The sequence below is a fragment of the Jeotgalibaca sp. MA1X17-3 genome (genome assembly GCF_021513155.1).
Classification (GTDB): domain Bacteria; phylum Bacillota; class Bacilli; order Lactobacillales; family Aerococcaceae; genus Jeotgalibaca.
Window position 1 is genome coordinate 808,520 of the sequence record NZ_CP090983.1, and the last position, 19,568, is coordinate 828,087.

Here is a 19,568-nt window from a genome sequence, read left to right on the forward strand (position 1 = left end):
ACTTAATTATGAAATGAGGATTTTTCATAGATGAATAATAAAGCATTCTCTTCTATTATTCCAGCCGCATATGCTGAATGTAACTTACTTTCTAATCAACTTGGTACTAAAGCATTTCAGATTAAAAAAGCAAATGAGTCATTTATGCAACTACTTGCATCACCCAATAATGATTCAAAAGCATTTACTGATTGCTTAAAAAAGAAAATACTAGAGAAATCTGTAACCTTACAGCCTCTAGACTTGTCCATTATGGAAGTTCCTTTTCAAGATAGTCAATTTTATATATTTATTGTTCTTTTAAAAAATCAAGTATCTAAAGATATTTGTCAGCGTCTTGCTCTTGCTGTAATGAATAATAATGATTTTATAGATTTTTTTCAAAAAAATGAAAATGAAAACGAACAAAGTTGGCAAAATCGACAATTGTCGAATAGTTTATTTACAAGTGATCATGCTCTGCGTATTAAAAAAGTAGCAAAGGAATTTGGTGAATATGCTAAGCTCTCGAACGATGAGATTAATGAATTGATGATTTTATCAACCATGCATGATATTGGGAAAATTCATATTAGTCCTGAGCTTTTAAACTATCCTGGATCTTTCAATCAAAAAGAAAAAGAAGAAATGGAAAATCATACATTGTATGGATATCTTTTACTTCATAATACGCCTTCAATGAGTAATATTGCTCCATTAGTATTGACTCATCATGAGCGTTGGGACGGAAGCGGTTATCCAATTGGTTTAAAAGGGATGGAAATCCCACTTGCATCTCGAGTGATTTGTCTGCTAGATTCGTATGACGCAATGGTAAACGATAGACCTTATCGAAAAGCATTAAGTAAAGCAGCAGCTATTCAAGAAATCAAGGTTCATTTAGGGAGTCAATTTGATCCTATTCTTGGACAGGTCTTTATAGACTTTTTAAATAGTCAAAAAGAGGGATGAAAATTATTTGAAAGAAGCTGGGACATTTGTCCCAGCTTTTTTTCTACTCCTTAACCATTTTCTTAAACGCCTTTTGTTCCTCTCTTTTTTTAGTTGTGATCAGGCTAATTTGCCAAAAGGTTGATTTTTCAGTATAATTAAAAACGTTGTTCTTTATAAGAACCTTAGTAAATCAACAGAAAGAGGTAAATAAGTAATGAAAAAAAGAATTGATTTAACCGGAAGACAGTTCGGAGACTTAACTGTAAAAGGAAAAGCTGAGACAAATAAAAAAGGTCGTTATTGGGTATGTACTTGTGTATGCGGAAATGAAGTAATCGTGAAACAATCTGACCTAAAGAATCGTATCGTAACAAGCTGTGGCCACTCTGAAGAAGCAACTACTCCATCTGTTAAAAAGACGAAAGCTCCTAAAAATAAAAAAACGGCAGCAAAAAAATCTTCAAATGGAACGGGTTATGTTGGAGTATCTCAAGTAGAACTAAAAAGTGGCACTCGTTTTAAAGCTAACATTAGTGTTGATGGTAAGAATAAGCATCTTGGAACATTTGACACATTGGAAGAAGCAGTAGAAGCTCGAAAAGAAGCAGAAGAAGAATATCGTTCATAAAAAAGACCTCCTGTATGGTCTTTTTTATTTGTACTAATAAAGTAAAAAAATAGAGTGCATATGACATAATGGTCATTGCACTCTATTTAAAATGTTTTTATCTTGTTTTGACTAATAAATGAATCGCTTCTTGAACGGCTTCTTCTGAAGTTAATCCACTATTCTCATCAGAAATACATTGAACAAGGTTTTCTGCAACAATCAAACCAATGGCTTTATCAATACTAGAACGGATAGCAGTTAATTGAGTGACTACTTCTTTACAGTCTTTCTCCGTATCCATCATATTCAAAACACCACGCATTTGTCCTTCTGATTTCTTTAGACGATTCACTATTTTTTTATCGTAACGAATCTTCATTCAATGTCACCTCTCCAAACGGACATTCCTCCGATTACGTTTGTTGTTTGAAATCCAGAATTTCCTAAATGTTGACAAGCCATACTCGAACGACTTCCGGAGTAACAGATAACATGATAATGTTGTGCTCGCTCAAGTTCATTCATTTGATCGGCAAAAGAGCTCAGTGGCATAGAAATAGCTCCTGGAACATGACCAGCCGCATACTCATCTGGCTCTCGCACATCTAAAATTTTAATATTTGATTTTTTTCGGTATAGTTGATCCATTTCGTTTGCAGAGATTGAGTTATACATAATTATAAGGATGTCCTTTCTAATTGAACAATTTTTTCAGGATAAATGGTGGAGTAAAGTGAGAAAGCTCCATCCAAGTTTTTAACGTCAAAGCCATGTTGTTTTAAAATACGTTCCGCAATATAACTACGTTGGCCACTATGACAGCTAATAATATACGGTTTATTTTTATCTAATTCATTCACTCGATCCCGTAATTCATCGAGAGAAATGTTAACCGTATCTTTCAGAAAACCATTTTTCTTCAATTCAGCTGGACTGCGCACATCTAAGAGGATCGCTCCTTTTTTTCGTTGCTCTTCCAATTCATGCCATTGAACAGAATCTGAAATTCCTTCTAATAAGTTTAGAGCAGCATATCCAGCCATATTAACAGGATCTTTTGCGGAACCAAATGGAGGAGCGTAAGAGAATTCTAGTTCAGGTAAATCTTCTACAGTTAGTCCACCTTTAATTGCGGTAGCAATGATATCAATTCGTTTATCTACTCCATCAGCACCGATAGCTTGTGCTCCAAATATTTTTCCATTTTCAGGATCAAATAGTAATTTCAAATCAATCATTTCCGCACCAGGATAATATCCAGCATGACTTTTTCCTTGAACGTGAACAACTTTATATTCTATATCGGACATTTTTAATTGTCTTTCATTTAATCCAGTAGATCCAGCAGCTAAATCAAATACTCTAACAATAGCAGTACCGATACTTCCTTTGTTTTTACGTTTATTTCCACTAATGACATCGGCAACCTGTCGACCTTGTCGATTTGCCGGTGAGGCTAAGGCAATCATGGTATCTTCGCCTGTAATTTGTTGTTTTACGATGATGGCATCTCCAACAGCGTAAATATTTTTTATATTTGTTTCATAATTTTCATCAACAAGGATACCCTCACGCATACCGGTCTGAATGCCTGCTTTTTTAGCTAAATCAGATGCAGGAACAACACCAACAGAAAGTAGTGTTAAGTCACTATCTAAGGATGTGCCATCTTCTAAAATAACAGTTTTCCCATCATTTTCAAAAGAAGCTGCAGCGATACCTGTATATAATGTAACACCTTTTCTTTCCAATTCGCGAGTAATAAATGTAGCCATTTCTTCATCCATAGGTGGAAGAACATGGGGTGCCTTTTCAATTAAAGTAACATCCATGCCACGATGAGCCAAGCTCTCAACCATTTCTAAACCAATAAAACCTGCTCCAATAACGATTGCTTTTTTAGGTTGATGCTCATCGATATACGTAGAGATTGCATCTACATCTACAACATTACGTAAAGTAAAAAGATTTGTTGCTTCTTTCAATCCTTTTGAAGCTGGAATAATTGGTTTTGCTCCAGGCGATAGAATTAATTTGTCATAGTGAAGTGGGTAGGATTCTTCGTTGTTTTGAACAACAACAATTTGTTGCTCTCCGTCAATATCGATCGCTTCACTATTTGTACGAACATCAAGTTTGAAGCGAGCATGTAAGCTTTTTGGTGTTTGCACAAGAAGTTGACTACGTTCTTCAATTTCCTCTGAAACATAGTAAGGAAGACCACAGTTTGCAAAAGATACATGAGGTCCTTTTTCTAAAATAATAATTTCCATTTGTTCATTTAATCTTCTTAATCGAGTTGCTGCGGACATACCACCAGCAACTCCTCCTACGATAACAACACGCATTATAATGTTCCTCCTCTTCTTGAGCCCGTCCAAGCAGACATTCCACGATTGACATTTACAGCATCATATCCCTGTGAAAGGAGTTGTTTCGTAGCTCTTTTACTACGCATTCCTGTTGCACAAACGAGATAGATTCGTTCTTTGGACTTTACGTTTCCTATTTTTGATAAAGGAATATTTTTGGAACCAGGTATATGACCACCTTTAAATTCATTAGGTTCGCGAACATCTATAATAAACGGCTTATTTGGTAAATCCTTTTCCAATTCTTTAGTGGAAATGGAAGGTACTTTTTAAAAAACATGGTATTCTCCTTTACTTGTTAAAGTATTCTGTCTTTATGCTTTTACAGTATACCCCCAGGGGTATGATTAGTAAAGAGAAAGAGCTTGAATATAAAAAAATGAAGAACAGATCCTTATGGAATTGTTCTTCAGTACGTTTAAATGGTTAATTGAATTCTGTCGTTGAAATAGCTCTTATAAGATAAATAGCTTGAAATCATCGTTGAGAATCCTGTCACTGCAATGAGCATAAACATGACTACAATTTGGTAACGAATTGCTTCAACCGGGTTGATACCTGCAAACATTAAACCAGACATCATACCAGGAAGGCTCACTAAACCAACTGTTTTTGTTCGATCAACTGTAGGAGCCATTGCAGACTTGATACTTTCTCGAATAATCGTTTTAGAAGCTTGGTTAGGAGTTGCTCCTAAAGCAAGGCGTTCTAGAACTTGTTGTTGTTGATCAGTAAATTTTGTATGCATCGTTCGATATCCTACACCCACAGCCGTCATGGCATTAGCAGCGATCATACCAGTGATAGGAACGATTTGAGAAGGAGTCCATACCAATGCTCCAGATAAAAGTAAAACAGCTAATGATACACCTGTACCAACCCCTATAGCTATTAATGAGTTACGGAATGCATGTGGAAGATTGTTTGCCCGTTTCCCTGCATTATAAGCAGCATTCAAGACGATAAATAGAACCATCGCTAAGGTAACAATGATATGATCTAGTTCAAAAATATATCCTAATAGGTATCCGACAAGAAATAACTGAATAACTGCACGGATGGATGCAATAAAGATATCTTTACCTAGTCCAAGTTGTTCTTTGTGGTCGATTGCTAACGCGATGAAAATCAGAATACTAGACCAAATTAAAGAAGAATTTGATATGTTCAAACTATTCATTTGTAATTCCCCCTATTTCTCCATTTATAATTTCAATTTTATAGTCAGATTCTTGAATTTCCTCTTCGTTATGTGTAACCCATAAAACAGTTATTCCTTTTTCTTTGTTAAGCTGACGAATGGCCTGACCAATAATTCGGCGGTTTTCAGTATCTAAAGCACTGGTTACTTCATCCAGTAGTAAAATTTCTGGCAAAAAGATAATATTTCGAATCAGAGCGATCCGTTGTTTTTCTCCACCGGATAATGTAGTTACTTTTTTATCTAAATAAGATTCAGGAAGCTGTACCATTTTTAAAGCTTCCATAACATGTTGCTGATTAAACTCTTCACCTCTAATTTCAAATGGAAAAGCTAAATTTTCTTTTACGGTTTCTCCAAATAAAGATGCATTTTGAAAACTATAACTTACTTCTTTTCGATAATCAGTCATTTGATAGTCATCAATGAGCTTATCTTTGTAAGAAATAGTACCTGAAGTTGGAGAAGCCATGGAAGCAATTATTTTAAGCAATGTACTTTTACCACTTCCAGAAGGGCCACTAATCGTTAAGAAACTACCTTTCTTAATAGAAAGAGAGATATTCTTTAAAATATCCTTTCCCTTTATCGAATAGGTGATATTTTTTAATTCTAGTATGTCATTCATCCGTTAACCTCCTGTTAGTTATATTGATTTGAATAGTGTTGTAAGTGCTTTCGCTATACAAATCACTTTGTCTATATTATAATTAATATTAGATAACAATAAGTATTATATAGTTTGGAAGAAAAATCAACTAAAAAATGGAGGAATATGAAATGGCAATTGAAGAAAAGGATTATGGCAAGAAACCTTATGTCGTTAATATTGAGAAACAAACGAAAGATAATGATAATTATCGGACGACCATTTGGACGGGAGAAAAACTTCAAGTAACGGTTATGAGTATCCAACCCAATGATGATATTGGATTAGAAGTTCATCACGGGATTGACCAATTCATTCGGATTGAAGAAGGAAAAGGCATATGTAAAATGGGACCAACGGAAGATCAACTTGATTTTGAACAAAAAGTTGAGGATGACGATGCTATCTTTGTACCAGCTGATATGTGGCATAATATTACCAATACGGGTGACAGGCCATTGAAGCTTTACACAATATACGCAGGACCAGACCACCTTCCAAGTACCGTTCATCCAACACATGAAGATGCAGAAAATGATCCCAACGAACAATAAAATAATTCGAAAAAAGCGATCTCTCAATTAAATTTGAAGATCGCTTTTTTTTATTGAATTCAGAAAGGAGTGCATACCAAGAAGAATTCGTATGGTAAAATAGAAACAAATAAAGTGGAGGTGGAAAATGGTGTTTCAATCTTTTGATGAGATTGCATCGGTTTACGATGAAGATATTTACCCTTTGAATGAAAAAGAATTTGTAAATCCAACGGTAGAAGTATTAGCAGGATTAGCATCAGGAACAGATATTTTAGAATTAGCTGCTGGGACAGGTCGAATAACGATTCCACTAGCAAAGCGCGGATTTCAGGTGTCTGCTGTAGATATATCACCAGCTATGATTCAAATTTTAGAAGAAAAACACTCAGAAGAAAATATAAAAACATTTATAGGTGATATGAAAAATATCCAATTAGATCAAACCTTTGATCTGATTTATTTAGTTTTTAATGGAATTACTTATTTGAAAGATTTGAATGAGCAAGTTGACTGTTTTAAGAATGCAGCTCGTCATTTGAAACCAGGAGGTCTTTTTTTAATCGAAACTTTTCTTCCCAAACTTGATAAAATAATAATGGACCAAACGGCTCCTTATGCTTTAGAAGAAGAGTATATTGGTTTTGATAAGTATGATCTAATTAATCAGACGTTAACTTCCTACCAATTTGATTTGTCCGGAGAAAGAATAAATAAATTTCAAACCAAGCATCGATATGTGTGGCCATCTGAAATGGAACTAATGGGAAATCTGGCAGGATTAAAACTTATTAAAAAATGGGGGAATTGGGAAAAAGATGAACTTTCTTCGGAGCATGATGAATGCATTTTGGTGTGGCAAAAACCAGAAAATTGATGAATAGAATATTAAATTTAAAGCAAGAGGAGATTAGATCACTTTGATAGATCATTTTAAATATCAAGTTTTATTAGTGGATGATGAAGAGGAAATCAGAGAAGGGATGGCATATAAAGTACCTTGGGAAGAATTAGGCTATCAAATTGTTGGCACGGCCGAAAATGGAATGGATGCTCTGGAAATTGTTGAAAAAGAAATGCCTGATATTATTATTACAGATATACAGATGCCCTATATGGATGGCTTACATTTAATCGAAAAAGCAATGAAAATTGTTCCAAATGCAAAGTTTATTGTTTTCTCTGGCTATGATCGCTTCGAATATGCACAAAGAGCAGTAACATTACAGGTAACTCAATATTTATTGAAACCGTTTTCTTTGGTGCAATTTAAAGAAAGTTTGACTAATCTTAAAAGAAAGATGGATGAAGAACGAGAAAATAACCGAAATTTAGATATTTTGAATCAACGGTTTGAAGAAAATCTTCCCATATTGAGTGCTAATTTTATTGTCAGCTGTTTAAATGGAAGTCTTTCACGTGAAATAACGGAACAGCAGGCTCATAATTTAAGTATCAAGTTTATAAATAATCGAATTGTTGTCTTGTTTCAAACATCAACCAATCAATATGAATCTTATTTTTCCGAAAATCAATCCTTATTTGTTATGGCGTTGAAAAATACGATGGAGAAAACTTTTGAAGAAAATTATCCCAATATTAGTTTTTTGATAGGCGATCAATTTGCCGTAGTGATTCATATTGAACATACAGAATCTATTGGTCAACTAGTGCTGGCTGTAAATGAGATTTGTCGATCAGTGAAGCGTCTTAGTAATCAGGATATAGTAGCTGGGATAGGTGGATTAGCTGGTACACTTCATGATTTAAAGGATTCATATCGAGAAGCACAGAATGCGTTGGCATATAGCTATTTGCTTGATCAAACAGAATTATTTGCAACCTACATTCGAGATGTGGAAAAGGATTCTTCTGGAGGGATTACTTTATCTGAAAATGATGAAAGACAATTTATTAATATTCTGAAATATGGTACGACAGAAAAAATAAATTATTTATTAGATAAACAATTCCAATTGTTGCGTGAATACAAATTATCAGCTAGTCAGTATGAACTATATTTAATGGAACACATTACGCTCCTATTACGAATTACTAATATGTATCATTTAAATGGAGAGGTAGTATTTGGAGAACACTTAATGGATTTTTCTATTAAATCAAAAAATATTTCCTTAGAAAAAAATGAAGAATGGTTTCGAATAAAGTGCCACCAAATAAATAAAAAAATCCGTACGGAGACCAAGAATTCTGGTAAATCAGTTATTGAGAAAGCAAAATCATATATGAAAGAACAATTTCATAATCAAGAATTATCAGTAGAAAAGATTGCCTCAGAACTTTATTTATCTCCAGCTTACTTTTCTTCTCTTTTTAAAAAAGAGCAAGGCCAAAGTGTTGTTTCCTATTTGACTGAGCAGCGCCTGAATGAAGCTGTTCAGCTATTAAAAACAACAGATGAAAAAACGTACATCATAGCAGAAAGAGTTGGTTATGCGGAAGCAAACTATTTCAGTTATGTTTTTAAAAAGAAGTTTGGAATCTCACCAAACAATTACCGAAGACAAATTCAGAGTCACTAAAATAGGCGGGTAGAAAATGAAGAAGAAACCAAAATTTTTTCAAAAAGTAACAGCTACCTTACAACGAAAAGGCCTTCAGTTTACTTTGTCTTTCACATTTACTTTAGTAGCTGTGTTTGCTGTTTTTGTAGTTACAGTAGCATTTGCAAATCAATTTTCTGTAACAACGGAACAACTCATCAAAACTAATAATCAAAATATTGTGGACCAAGTGAATGTCCACTTAGATAACTATATTCATAATTTAATGCAGATTTCGAATACAGCTTATTATAATATCATCAAGGAAACAGACATTAAAAAAGATGAAGAAACCATTGCAGATCAACTTCAATTTTTATATAAAACGAATGCATCGAACATCTTAAATATCGCTCTATTTGAGGAAAATGGTGATTTGATTACGGTACAACCCCCGGTACGTTTAAAAGAAGACATCAATCCTGCTTCTCAAGGATGGTTTCAAAAAGCGAGTAGTGAAATTGAAAATGTTCATTTTACAAAACCATATGTTGAAAATGTTTTTAAACCGATTGATCATTTATATCATTGGGTTGTCTCATTCAGTAGATCTGTTGAATTAAGTGAAGGTGGCAGTGTAAAACCAGGAGTGTTGTTAGTCAATATGAATTTTGCTGGAATTGAAAAAATCGCTAATCAGACGGGTTTAAGTAATGAAGGCTATCTTTATATTATGACTCAAGAAGGAGAGCTAATTTACCATCCACAATTACAAAAAATCTATGCGGGTCTATCAAAGGAAGATAATCATAGGACTGTTACTTTAACAGATGGAACACACCAAGAAACCTTTGGGAATGAAGAGAAATTAGTAACTGTTAAAACAATGGGGTATACAGGTTGGAAAATTATAGCAGTTGCTCCTGTAGGAAACTTAGGAGCATCGGTAATTGATAATCGTTTATTGTTATGGATGTTGACAGTTGCCGTCATAATTGCATTAATAGGAATTAATATTTTTATTTCGTCTAAAATTACTACTCCATTAAGACGATTAGAAAGAGCGGTCTCTAGAATTGAGCAGGATATAAATTATGTGGATATCCCACAAGAAGGTACATACGAAATCCGTCATCTAGCCACGACTTTAATGAATATGACCAATACAATGAGAGTGTTGATGGATGATATAGTAAAACAACAGGAAAGCATAAGAGAAACTGAAATGTTAGCATTACAATCACAAATAAACCCTCACTTCCTATATAACACTTTGGATTCTACCGTTTGGATGATTGAAAGTGGCAGATATGAAGGTGCTGTAACGATGATTACAGCTTTAGCACGTTTTTTTCGTATCAGTTTAAGTAGAGGGAAAAATGTTATTTCTTTAGAGCAAGAATTGGAGCAAGTTCGTAATTATTTAATGATTCAGGAAATTCGTTATAAAAATAAATTTATGTATTCAATTACTTTAGATTCAACAATTAAAAATGTTGCAACTATTAAATTAATTATCCAGCCGGTGGTAGAAAATGCAATTTACCATGCAATGGACTATATGTACGAAGAAGGAGAAATCCAAATTCGAGCCTATCCAGTAGAAAATGGAATTTACATAGATATTGAAGATAATGGACCTGGAATGACTAAAGAACAGGTCACTGCACTAGTCGATGGAGAACTCGTCAATCATAATAGTCGAGGTTCTGGATTAGGATTTAAGAATGTAGTCAAACGGATTAAACTTTTTTATGGAGATAGATATGGATTGACCGTTATTAGTGAGCCTGACGAAGGAACAACTATTCGAATCTATATCCCAAATAGAAAAATGGAGGAACATCAGTTATGATAAAAAAACATAAAAAAATATTTTTTTAATATTTAGTTTACTGATGTTTATTGCCTCTCTCATTTACTATATACCTTCTGGAAAAAATTCCGAACAAGTTCAAGTAACTGCATTTCTAACTGATTACTCAGAGGGTATTGAACACACGATGTTAAAACAAGGAATGGAACAAGCAGCTATTGATTATCATGCTGAGTTAACTTTTCGAACCATTAGGAATGAAGATACTACTGCTGAGCTTTTGAGGACTATTGATAAAGAAATTGAAAGTCAAACACAAGCAATTATTTTACAACCTAAAAACATATTAATTCTAGGAGAAAAATTACAAAAGTTAAATGATTCAATCTCCATTTACTTAGTGAATTCAATTATTGATATGGAAAATCCGTTTCCTGTAGTAGCTACGGATACTTATATATTAGGACAAAAATTAGCAGATAAAATTTTATCGACTCGTTTAAAGAATAATCCAATCCTAATATTAAAAGAAAATTTCAACTATACAGAAACGTTTCATTACTACCAAGGAATTACATCGATACTTGACACTGCATTCGTTCCTTATGAAATTAGAGAAGTAAAAGGAAAGAATCAAGAACATCAACTCAAGCAGTTATTAAAAAAACAAGAATATGACGGAGTCATCGCCTTCACTCCTTCTATGCTAGAGCTCGTGGGAAAAATAAAAACGAATGAAAATAAAAGTGGACTACGGATTTTTGGATTTCAAAAAACAAATGCTACGTTAGCATTAATTGATGAGGGGACTGTGGAAGCGATTGGTCTTAGTAATCAATTTACGGTTGGTTATCAAGCTGTTCAGCAAATTTTTACAGATAAAATAAGTCAGCTAGATAAAAATGAAATCCAGCAAATTATTGTTGATAAAACCAATCTTTTTAGTGAAGAAAATCAAAAACTATTGTTTCCAGTAGTGCAATAAGGAGGGTACCTATGAAAAAATGGAAAATTTATCTAGCTTGGTTATTTTTAACTAGTTCAGGAGTTTTATTTTTATTAGGGTTTTCTCAGAGACAATATACAAATCAGTTAGAACGACCGTATAAAATTGGTGTAGTTATTTATCGAGGTGACGACCAGTTTATTTCTGGACTCAGTATGGATATGGAAAAAGAAATTAGAAAACTAGAGGAGTGTTTCGAAGGAAAAATTATTTTAAAAATAGTAGATTCTAAAAACAGTCAAGCTACACAAAATATTCAAGTTGATGACTTTATTCGTAGTGGATATGACGCGATAGTTGTAAACATGGTTGATCGTACAGTTGCTAGTGGGATCATTAATAAAGCCAAACAAGCGAATATTCCTGTAATTTTCTTTAATCGTGAGCCGGTTCGCAATGACTTACTTCAGTGGGATAAAGCCTTTTATGTGGGAAGTAGTGCCAAGGAATCAGGACAAATGGAAGGACAAATTGTAGTAGATGCTTATCTAGAAACACCGGAACTCTTTGATAAGAATCAAGATGGAAAAATACAATATACTATGTTAGAAGGAGAAGAGGTCCATCAAGACTCCTTGATTAGAAGTGAGACATCAATCAATCAAATTGTTAGCTCTCAAATTGAAGTACAAAGATTGGCTCGTGCTGTAGGTGACTGGATGAGACCAAATGCTTTTGAACTAACAAAAAAATGGATGGATATATTTGGAGATGAAATTGAATTAATCATTAGTAATAATGATGAAATGGCTTTAGGAGCTATTCAAGCTTATCAAGAATCAAATCAGAAAATTCCCCCTATAGTAGGGATTGATGGAACTAAAGAAGCTATTTCCGCTGTGGATGATGGGAAATTATTAGGAACAGTGATGAATGATAACGTTACTCAAGCCTATGCTATTTTAGATATTGCGTATAGATCGGGAAAGAACCTTCCGCTAGATGAAGTAATCCCTTCGTTAGATGGACCGTACGCATGGATCCCTTATAAAATTTACAGACAATAATTAGAAAACAATGAAATATTACATAGTATTGGTTCATGAGCAATCTTATAAGCTGATGAACTTTTTTGTGCTCAAAAAAAGTTATTTGAAAGCGCTACCTAAAAAAATCGATAGAACATATAAAAAAATCACATGTTTTTATTGTATGCGCTTTCGTATAATAAGGTTATCAAAAGAATTTGAGGAGGAAAAAAGATATGAAGAAAAAAGTATGGTTTAGAGGGTTTTTAGGTGCAGCCGTATTATTGACACTTGCTGGTTGTGGAGAGCGTGGAGGCGACACGGCAGGAACAGATACCGGAGACGCAGGAGACAAAATGATTGGATCAGCAATTTATAAATTTGATGATACATTTATGACAGGTGTACGAACAGCGATGAGCAGCCAAGCAGAGTCTGAAGGGATTACGTTAGAACTAGTAGACTCTCAAAATAAACAGCCAACACAAAATGAGCAAGTAGATACCTTTATTACAAAAGGTGTACATTCTCTAGCAATAAATGCAGTTGACCGTACTGCTGCAGGTCCAATTATTGAAAAAGCAAAAGCAAAAGATTTACCAATTGTATTCTTGAATCGAGAGCCAGAAGAAAATGATATGAATAGTTACGATAAAGTATGGTATGTAGGTGCAAAAGCAGAGCAATCTGGAATGTTATCTGGAGAAATATTGTCAGATTATTTCACAGCTAACCCTGATGCAGATAAAAATAATGATGGCACGATCCAATATGTAATGTTGCAAGGTGAGCCAGGTCATCAGGATGCAACACTTCGTACTGAATATTCTATTTCATCAATTGAAGAAAATGGTTTTAAAACTGAGAAACTGGCTGTTGACACTGCAATGTGGGACAAAGCAAAGGCTACCGACTTAATGAAATCATTTATTACTGGTCAAGGACTAGACAAAATTGAAGCAGTTATTGCAAATAATGATGATATGGCTTTGGGTGCAGTAGAAGCATTAAAAGCTGAAGGATATAACACAGGAGATTCTTCTAAATATATTCCTGTAGTTGGTGTGGATGCGACAGCGCCAGCTTTAGAAGCTATGAAAGATGGCTCTCTATTGGGGACTGTACTAAATGATGCAGAAGGCCAAGGAAAAGCAACCATTAATGTAGCCAAAGCAGCAATGGCAGGAGAAGAAGTAAACGAAGAAAGTGTTGGTTATCCTGTAACAGATGGAAAATATGTATGGATTGACTATGTAAAGGTAACAGCTGATAATTACGAAGAATTTATGAACTAAGATAGCTGTATAGGGGAAGGCAGCTTCCCCTATATCCATTTTTAGAAAGGGAATGAAGTCATGAGCGATGTAATTTTAGAAATGAAAAACATCATAAAAGAATTTCCCGGTGTAAAAGCATTAGACAACGTCAGTTTAACTGTGAAAAAAGGTAGTGTTCATGCTCTGATGGGGGAAAATGGTGCAGGAAAGTCAACACTAATGAAATGCTTGTTTGGGATTTATCATGAAGATGGCGGGGAAATAATTTTAGATGGTACTAAAGAGGAAATCATGAATTCGAAACAAGCACTTGAACTTGGCGTTTCCATGATTCATCAAGAACTTCATCCGATTCCATTTCGACCGGTTATGGAAAACATTTGGCTCGGTCGCTTTCCAATGAAATGGATAGCGGTTGACAGAAGTGCGATGATTCGAAAAACAGAAGAACTATTTAAAGAAATAGGACTAGATATTGATCCAGAAATAGAGGCAGGAAGATTATCAGCCTCCACTCTGCAGCTCGTCGAAATTGCAAAGGCAGTCAGCTACAACTCAAAAATTATTATTATGGATGAACCAACTTCATCGTTAACTGAAAATGAAACCAAACATTTATTTAAAATTATCAAGCAATTACAAGCAAAAGGTGTAGCGATTATTTATATTTCTCATAAAATGGAAGAAATTTTACAAATTTCTGATGAAGTGACTATTATGCGAGATGGGCAATACGTAGGAACTTGGGATGCTGAAGACTTAACGACCGACTTAATTATTAAAAGAATGGTTGGACGTGATATGACGAATCGTTTTCCAGATAAAACCTATACACCTTCTGATAAAACGATTCTTAAAGTTGATAAATTAACTTCTCCAGAGTTCCATTCATTTAAAAATATCAGTTTTGAGTTAAAAAAGGGTGAGGTTTTAGGAATTGGTGGATTAGTTGGAGCACAACGAACAGAATTGGTAGAAGCTATATTTGGTTTACGTGCTATTCAATCAGGAACTATTGAGAAAGATGGGAAATCCTTAGTAATCAAATCTCCTCGAGATGCAATTGCGAATAAGATTGCCTTACTGACAGAAGAAAGAAGAGCAACAGGAATTTTTGGGATTTTATCGGTTGTAGATAATACAGTTATTGTTAATCAAAAAGATTATTCTCATTTTGGGATGTTAAATGATCATGAACGTTGGAAAGATGCTGAACGACTTAATAAAAGTTTACGTACAAAAACTCCAAATATGATGGAATTAATTAAGAATTTATCTGGTGGGAATCAGCAAAAAGTTCTTCTAGCTCGTTGGTTATTAACAGATCCAGACATTTTGATTCTTGATGAGCCAACTCGTGGAATTGATGTAGGTGCGAAATATGAGATTTATACAATTATTCAAAAATTAGCAGAAGAAGGAAAATCAATTATTATGATCTCTTCAGAAATGCCTGAACTATTAGGAATGTCCGACAGAGTGATGGTTATGGCTACTGGACGCATAACGGGCGTTTTAAATGCTGTAGATGCTGACTCAGTTTCAGTAATGAATTACGCAACACGTTTTATTGAAGAAGCAGAAGATCAAATTGATGAGAGTATTAATGAAAGTGAGGTTTTTTAGATGGAAGATGTTGGATACACAATTCCCAGAAAAAATTCGGACTCGGTTTTATTTCAGTTGGTTTAATTATTACCATAACAGCATACGTATTGTGGTGGACGTTAAATCCTGCGGTTTTTTATGATCTAGCTTTATATATAGGAATTGTAGGAGTAGGAGCTCTTTTTTATGGAATAAACCAGATTTTTGCTCGTAGGAACAAAGGAGAAGATGTAGAGCTTTCAAAAAAAACCGCAAATAATTTCTTATTGAATAATGCGATTATTTTAGCGCTATTAGCACTCGTAATTGTGATAATGATTATTCAACCACGTTTTATGCAATTAAATGTATTATTAGACATCTTAACGATGTCATCTACACGAATGATTGTAGCACTAGGGATTAGTTTTACATTGTTAATCGCTGGAACGGATTTGTCTGCTGGACGTATGGTGGGATTGGCAGCTGTTGTCTCTACATCGATGTTACAAAATCCAGATTACTCCAATCGGTTTTTTCCAGACCTACCTTTGATGCCTATCATCTTACCAATCTTTATAGCAATCATTGCAACTTCAGTTTTTGGATTATTAAACGGATTTTTAGTAGCTCGTTTCGAAATGCATCCCTTTATTGCTACCTTAGCTGTTCAAGTTATGGTGTATGGTGTTGCTTCCCTTTATTTCGACTTACCACCTAATAGATCTCAACCTATCGGAGGAATTCGACCAGACTTTGTAGTATTAGGTCAAAAGAAAGTGTTAATAATTGGAAATTTCCCAGGTATATCAGTTTTAGTACCGATTGCCATTCTATTTATTATTCTTATCTGGTTTATCTTAAATAAAACAGTTTTTGGTAAAAATGTTTATGCAATCGGTGGAAACCGTGATGCAGCAATAGTCTCAGGAGTAAATGTATTTGGTACAATCATGGGAATATTTGTTTTAGCAAGTATCATGTATGGTGTAGCAGGTGTGTTAGAAGCCGCTCGTACGGCCGGAGCTACTAACAATTACGGAAATGGATACGAACTGGATGCCATCGCAGCCTGTGTAGTAGGAGGCGTTTCTTTAAATGGTGGTGTTGGGAAAGTTAGTGGAATTGTTAGTGGAGTATTAATTTTTACCGTTATTCAATATGGATTACAATTTATCGCAATAAGTCCGATGTGGCAACAGGTTATTAAAGGACTCATTATTGCAATTGCGGTTGCAATTGACTTAATGAAGTATCGTAAAAAATAAAAATAGTTTAAAAAAGGAGTTACGACAAAAAGTCGTAACTCCTTTTTTCATAGCAATCCTTCTACTTCCATTTTTGTAAGCATATGGAAGATCCCTTCCTCATCATTATTTTTAGTGTGATAATTCGCATGGTTTTTGGCAAGAGGTAATGAATTTTCCATAGCAACTGAATATTTTTTACCTTTAAACATAGAAATATCATTTTCACTATCACCGAAAACGATAATCTCATCTTCTTTTATTCCTTGCTCTTTCATAATTAAATTCAAAGCATTGCCTTTTGTAATTCCCTTGCTTGTTATTTCTAACTTACGTTCATCTGAAAAAACATATTCATATTGGTCATGAAAAGGGTGGTTCAATAAAATATCACGGACAAAAGTCATATAGCTTGGTTCTTGAACAATAGACATCTTATTGCAAAAATCTGGAGTTTCTTCTAAAGTTCGTACCATATATTGATTGGGATAACCGTCTCGTGTATCGCAAAGCCATCCGTACATTCCACCGGTCCATGGATAATCTTCCGGTAGTTTCATTTCACCACGGATATTACGTTTTAATCTAAAAATTGAATCTGGTAAATATGTATAAATAGTGTCGTCTTGGCTATATTGAAGTTCAACATTAAAGAGTGAGAAGAATTGATTGAGTTCATTTATTTTATCGCGTTCTAATAAACCAATACGTGTTCGTTCCTTTTTGGATACGTGGTAAAGGGATGTTCCATTTACATCGATTAAGATTCCGTCATGTTGATCCATCTGGAGTTTTAGTGCATCAGGTAATAAGCGAATATAACTTCGACCACTCGCTAAAATCAACTGAATTCCTTTTTCTTGTAGTTCAATTAATTTCTGTAAAGTTTTTGGCATAATTTGATGATCAGCCGCCAGTAAAGTTCCATCCATATCACAAACGATTACTTTTATAGTCAAACGATTACCCTCCTGTTTTTGTAATAGATAGTGCATCCCGAATATGTTCCAGTGAATTTTTATTTTGTTCTTCGTTATGATACATCGTATTTACGTATAAAATATCAATAATGGTTAAATATAAAATGCGAGAGGTAAGGGTCTCAGAACGAAAAGCAGATTCTTCTGAATAAACTACGAAAGATACATCTGCAAGACTGACAATTTCCGATGAAGGATTACCAGTTAAAAAAATAATTTTAACATCATGTGCTTTTAAAATTTTGGCAATTTCTATCGTTTCAATTGTTTCGCCTGAGTGTGAAAATAAAAACACACAGTCTTCTTTCCCCAATTTAGTCGCATAACTCAATTGCATATGATAATCCATTATATAATTACACTGAAATGTAGACCTCATAAATTTGTGGTATCCATCTAAGGCGATGACAGATGAGGCACCTTGTCCAAAGAAATGAAGAAATCTGGCTGGATAGATAAGTTCAAGAGCTTTGTTTAATAATGTTTCATCTAATGACTGAATCATATTCTCTAATAATTCTTTACTAGAATGAACCACTTTTTGTGCGATTACATAGGAAGAATCATTTTTAGTGATATCAGAGAAGACGGTCAAGTCATGTCGACGATCATCTTTTTGATTATAATTAGAAGCGACAGAAATTTTAAAACTTTGAAATCCGTCAAAGCCAATTTTTTTAACAAATTTAAAAATAGTAGCTTCAGAAAACCCAATATCCTGAGAAAGGGTACTTAATGTTTTATTTGCTACTTCAATTCCAAGTTTGACAAAATGTTTTGCAATAATCTTTTCTGTATCACTAAAAGCTTTCATACGTGGATTTAAGAGCGTTTTCATGTAATTAGTAGACATAGGCGAACCTCCTTATAAGAACAGTATACTATAAAAAGAACTGAATAAAAAATATTTTTTATTGGTAGCCTTTACAAAAAGTATTTTTTTGTTAAAATAGAGTTAAGAAGTTCCTAAAGGAGGAATAAAGATTGAAATTAGCAATGATTGGCCTAGGGAAAATGGGATTAAATCTTTCATTGAATTTGAAAGATCACGAAGTTGATGTTGTTGGCTTTGATGTCTCTGAAGAAGCCCGTATGAATGCGAATAGAAAAGGAATGCAGACGGAAGATTCATTAGAAAAGCTACTACGTGTATTCGATAAACAGAAAGTGGTTATGTTAAGTACTCCGGCAGGCGAAATAACAAACACATTAGTAAAAGAGCTTTGTGAAAAATTAAATCCAGGAGATATCTTAATAGATAGTGGAAATTCTTACTTTAAAGATAGCCTGGAAAATTATGAAAGAGCAAAGAAAAAAGAAATTGGTTTCTTAGATTGTGGAACCTCTGGAGGAATGGACGGAGCTCGCAATGGTGCCTGTCTCATGATTGGAGGAGATAAAGAAATATTTCAACAAGTAGAGGGGGTATTTGAAAAACTTGGTTGTGAAAAAGGATATTTGTACACAGGACGTGCTGGCAGCGGTCATTATTTGAAAATGGTTCATAATGGGATTGAGTATGGAATGATGCAGGCGATTGGAGAGGGTTTCGATATTTTACAAGCTAGTGATTTCGAATTTGATTTTGAAGAAGTAGCTTCTATCTGGAATCATGGATCGGTAATTCGTTCTTGGCTAATGGAATTGGCAGAAGAAAGTTTTGTGAAAGATCCTAAACTCGATAATATCAAGGGTGTTGTGGATGCAAGTGGAGAAGGGAAATGGACCATTGAAGAAGCACTTCGTTTGAATATTCCAGTACCTGCAATTGCAAGCGCTTTATTCGCAAGGAATACGACAAAAATTGATGATAGTTTCTCAGCAAAAGTGGTAGCAACGATGCGGCATGGTTTTGGTGGACATGATGTTAGTGAGAAGTAAGGAG

General features: G+C 34.2%; 20 protein-coding genes. 12 read left to right on the plus strand and 8 right to left on the minus strand.

Annotation, left to right across the window (positions count from 1 at the left end; genetic code table 11):
* Positions 1 to 30 precede the first annotated feature (30 nt).
* Together LZ578_RS04015 and LZ578_RS04020 are read left to right on the plus strand one after the other, a co-directional pair.
* A complete protein-coding gene (locus LZ578_RS04015) occupies positions 31 to 951 on the plus strand; it encodes an HD-GYP domain-containing protein (protein ID WP_235146048.1) in 921 nt (306 codons plus the stop codon).
* Between the two features lie 196 nt (positions 952 to 1,147).
* On the plus strand, positions 1,148 to 1,561 hold the full coding sequence (locus LZ578_RS04020; protein WP_235146049.1) for a hypothetical protein: 414 nt from the start codon (positions 1,148 to 1,150) through the stop codon (positions 1,559 to 1,561).
* A gap of 97 nt (positions 1,562 to 1,658) precedes the next feature.
* Here the strand turns inward: LZ578_RS04020 and LZ578_RS04025 are convergent, their stop codons facing one another.
* The 6 genes from LZ578_RS04025 to LZ578_RS04050 form a co-directional block, all read right to left on the minus strand.
* Positions 1,659 to 1,916, minus strand: a complete 258-nt coding sequence (locus LZ578_RS04025; RefSeq protein ID WP_396326717.1) for a metal-sensitive transcriptional regulator — start codon at positions 1,914 to 1,916, stop codon at positions 1,659 to 1,661.
* A 2-nt stretch (positions 1,917 to 1,918) separates the two neighbouring features.
* Entirely contained in the window at positions 1,919 to 2,218 is a 300-nt protein-coding gene (locus LZ578_RS04030; RefSeq protein ID WP_235146051.1) for a rhodanese-like domain-containing protein, read from the minus strand.
* A 2-nt stretch (positions 2,219 to 2,220) separates the two neighbouring features.
* Complete coding sequence (locus LZ578_RS04035; protein ID WP_235146052.1) at positions 2,221 to 3,891, minus strand: FAD-dependent oxidoreductase; 1,671 nt, start codon at positions 3,889 to 3,891, stop codon at positions 2,221 to 2,223.
* Positions 3,891 to 4,157, minus strand: a complete 267-nt coding sequence (locus tag LZ578_RS04040; RefSeq protein ID WP_396326687.1) for a rhodanese-like domain-containing protein — start codon at positions 4,155 to 4,157, stop codon at positions 3,891 to 3,893. The genes LZ578_RS04035 and LZ578_RS04040 overlap by 1 nt, the downstream gene beginning before the upstream one ends.
* Before the next feature lie 176 nt (positions 4,158 to 4,333).
* Positions 4,334 to 5,095, minus strand: coding sequence for an ABC transporter permease (locus LZ578_RS04045; protein ID WP_235146053.1), 762 nt, complete (start codon positions 5,093 to 5,095; stop codon positions 4,334 to 4,336).
* The gene (locus tag LZ578_RS04050; protein ID WP_235146054.1) at positions 5,088 to 5,744 is read right to left on the minus strand and encodes an ATP-binding cassette domain-containing protein; all 657 of its coding nucleotides are present in this window, start codon (positions 5,742 to 5,744) and stop codon (positions 5,088 to 5,090) included. Before LZ578_RS04050 ends, LZ578_RS04045 begins: the two co-directional genes overlap by 8 nt.
* Before the next feature lie 152 nt (positions 5,745 to 5,896).
* Between LZ578_RS04050 and LZ578_RS04055 the strand changes: the two genes are divergently transcribed.
* The 9 genes from LZ578_RS04055 to mglC all read left to right on the plus strand — a co-directional run bounded on the left by LZ578_RS04055 (position 5,897) and on the right by mglC (position 16,724).
* Complete coding sequence (locus LZ578_RS04055; RefSeq protein WP_235146055.1) at positions 5,897 to 6,319, plus strand: cupin domain-containing protein; 423 nt, start codon at positions 5,897 to 5,899, stop codon at positions 6,317 to 6,319.
* Positions 6,320 to 6,446: 127 nt separating this feature from the next.
* On the plus strand, positions 6,447 to 7,175 hold the full coding sequence (locus tag LZ578_RS04060) for a class I SAM-dependent methyltransferase (protein ID WP_235146056.1): 729 nt from the start codon (positions 6,447 to 6,449) through the stop codon (positions 7,173 to 7,175).
* Between the two features lie 43 nt (positions 7,176 to 7,218).
* A complete protein-coding gene (locus LZ578_RS04065; protein ID WP_235146057.1) occupies positions 7,219 to 8,841 on the plus strand; it encodes a response regulator in 1,623 nt (540 codons plus the stop codon).
* A gap of 16 nt (positions 8,842 to 8,857) precedes the next feature.
* The gene (locus tag LZ578_RS04070) at positions 8,858 to 10,657 is read left to right on the plus strand and encodes a sensor histidine kinase (RefSeq protein ID WP_235146058.1); all 1,800 of its coding nucleotides are present in this window, start codon (positions 8,858 to 8,860) and stop codon (positions 10,655 to 10,657) included.
* A gap of 148 nt (positions 10,658 to 10,805) precedes the next feature.
* Entirely contained in the window at positions 10,806 to 11,603 is a 798-nt protein-coding gene (locus LZ578_RS04075) for a substrate-binding domain-containing protein (protein WP_235146059.1), read from the plus strand.
* A gap of 11 nt (positions 11,604 to 11,614) precedes the next feature.
* Positions 11,615 to 12,631: a galactose ABC transporter substrate-binding protein gene (locus tag LZ578_RS04080; protein ID WP_235146060.1), complete on the plus strand. Its 1,017-nt coding sequence runs from the start codon at positions 11,615 to 11,617 to the stop codon at positions 12,629 to 12,631.
* Positions 12,632 to 12,828: 197 nt separating this feature from the next.
* The gene (locus LZ578_RS04085; protein WP_235146061.1) at positions 12,829 to 13,887 is read left to right on the plus strand and encodes a galactose ABC transporter substrate-binding protein; all 1,059 of its coding nucleotides are present in this window, start codon (positions 12,829 to 12,831) and stop codon (positions 13,885 to 13,887) included.
* Between the two features lie 60 nt (positions 13,888 to 13,947).
* Positions 13,948 to 15,495 (plus strand): sugar ABC transporter ATP-binding protein, encoded by a 1,548-nt coding sequence (locus tag LZ578_RS04090; protein ID WP_235146062.1) that lies wholly within the window; start codon positions 13,948 to 13,950, stop codon positions 15,493 to 15,495.
* 89 nt (positions 15,496 to 15,584) lie between these two features.
* On the plus strand, positions 15,585 to 16,724 hold the full coding sequence (mglC, locus tag LZ578_RS04095; protein WP_235146063.1) for a galactose/methyl galactoside ABC transporter permease MglC: 1,140 nt from the start codon (positions 15,585 to 15,587) through the stop codon (positions 16,722 to 16,724).
* A 47-nt stretch (positions 16,725 to 16,771) separates the two neighbouring features.
* Here mglC and LZ578_RS04100 read toward each other — a convergent pair whose 3' ends face one another.
* Both LZ578_RS04100 and LZ578_RS04105 read right to left on the minus strand, forming a co-directional pair.
* The gene (locus tag LZ578_RS04100) at positions 16,772 to 17,662 is read right to left on the minus strand and encodes a Cof-type HAD-IIB family hydrolase (RefSeq protein ID WP_235146064.1); all 891 of its coding nucleotides are present in this window, start codon (positions 17,660 to 17,662) and stop codon (positions 16,772 to 16,774) included.
* A gap of 4 nt (positions 17,663 to 17,666) precedes the next feature.
* Positions 17,667 to 18,536 (minus strand): MurR/RpiR family transcriptional regulator, encoded by an 870-nt coding sequence (locus LZ578_RS04105; protein ID WP_235146065.1) that lies wholly within the window; start codon positions 18,534 to 18,536, stop codon positions 17,667 to 17,669.
* 131 nt (positions 18,537 to 18,667) lie between these two features.
* On the opposite strand from LZ578_RS04105, the gene gnd reads away from it, so the two are divergent.
* Complete coding sequence (gene gnd / locus LZ578_RS04110) at positions 18,668 to 19,564, plus strand: phosphogluconate dehydrogenase (NAD(+)-dependent, decarboxylating) (RefSeq protein WP_235146066.1); 897 nt, start codon at positions 18,668 to 18,670, stop codon at positions 19,562 to 19,564.
* Positions 19,565 to 19,568 lie beyond the last annotated feature (4 nt).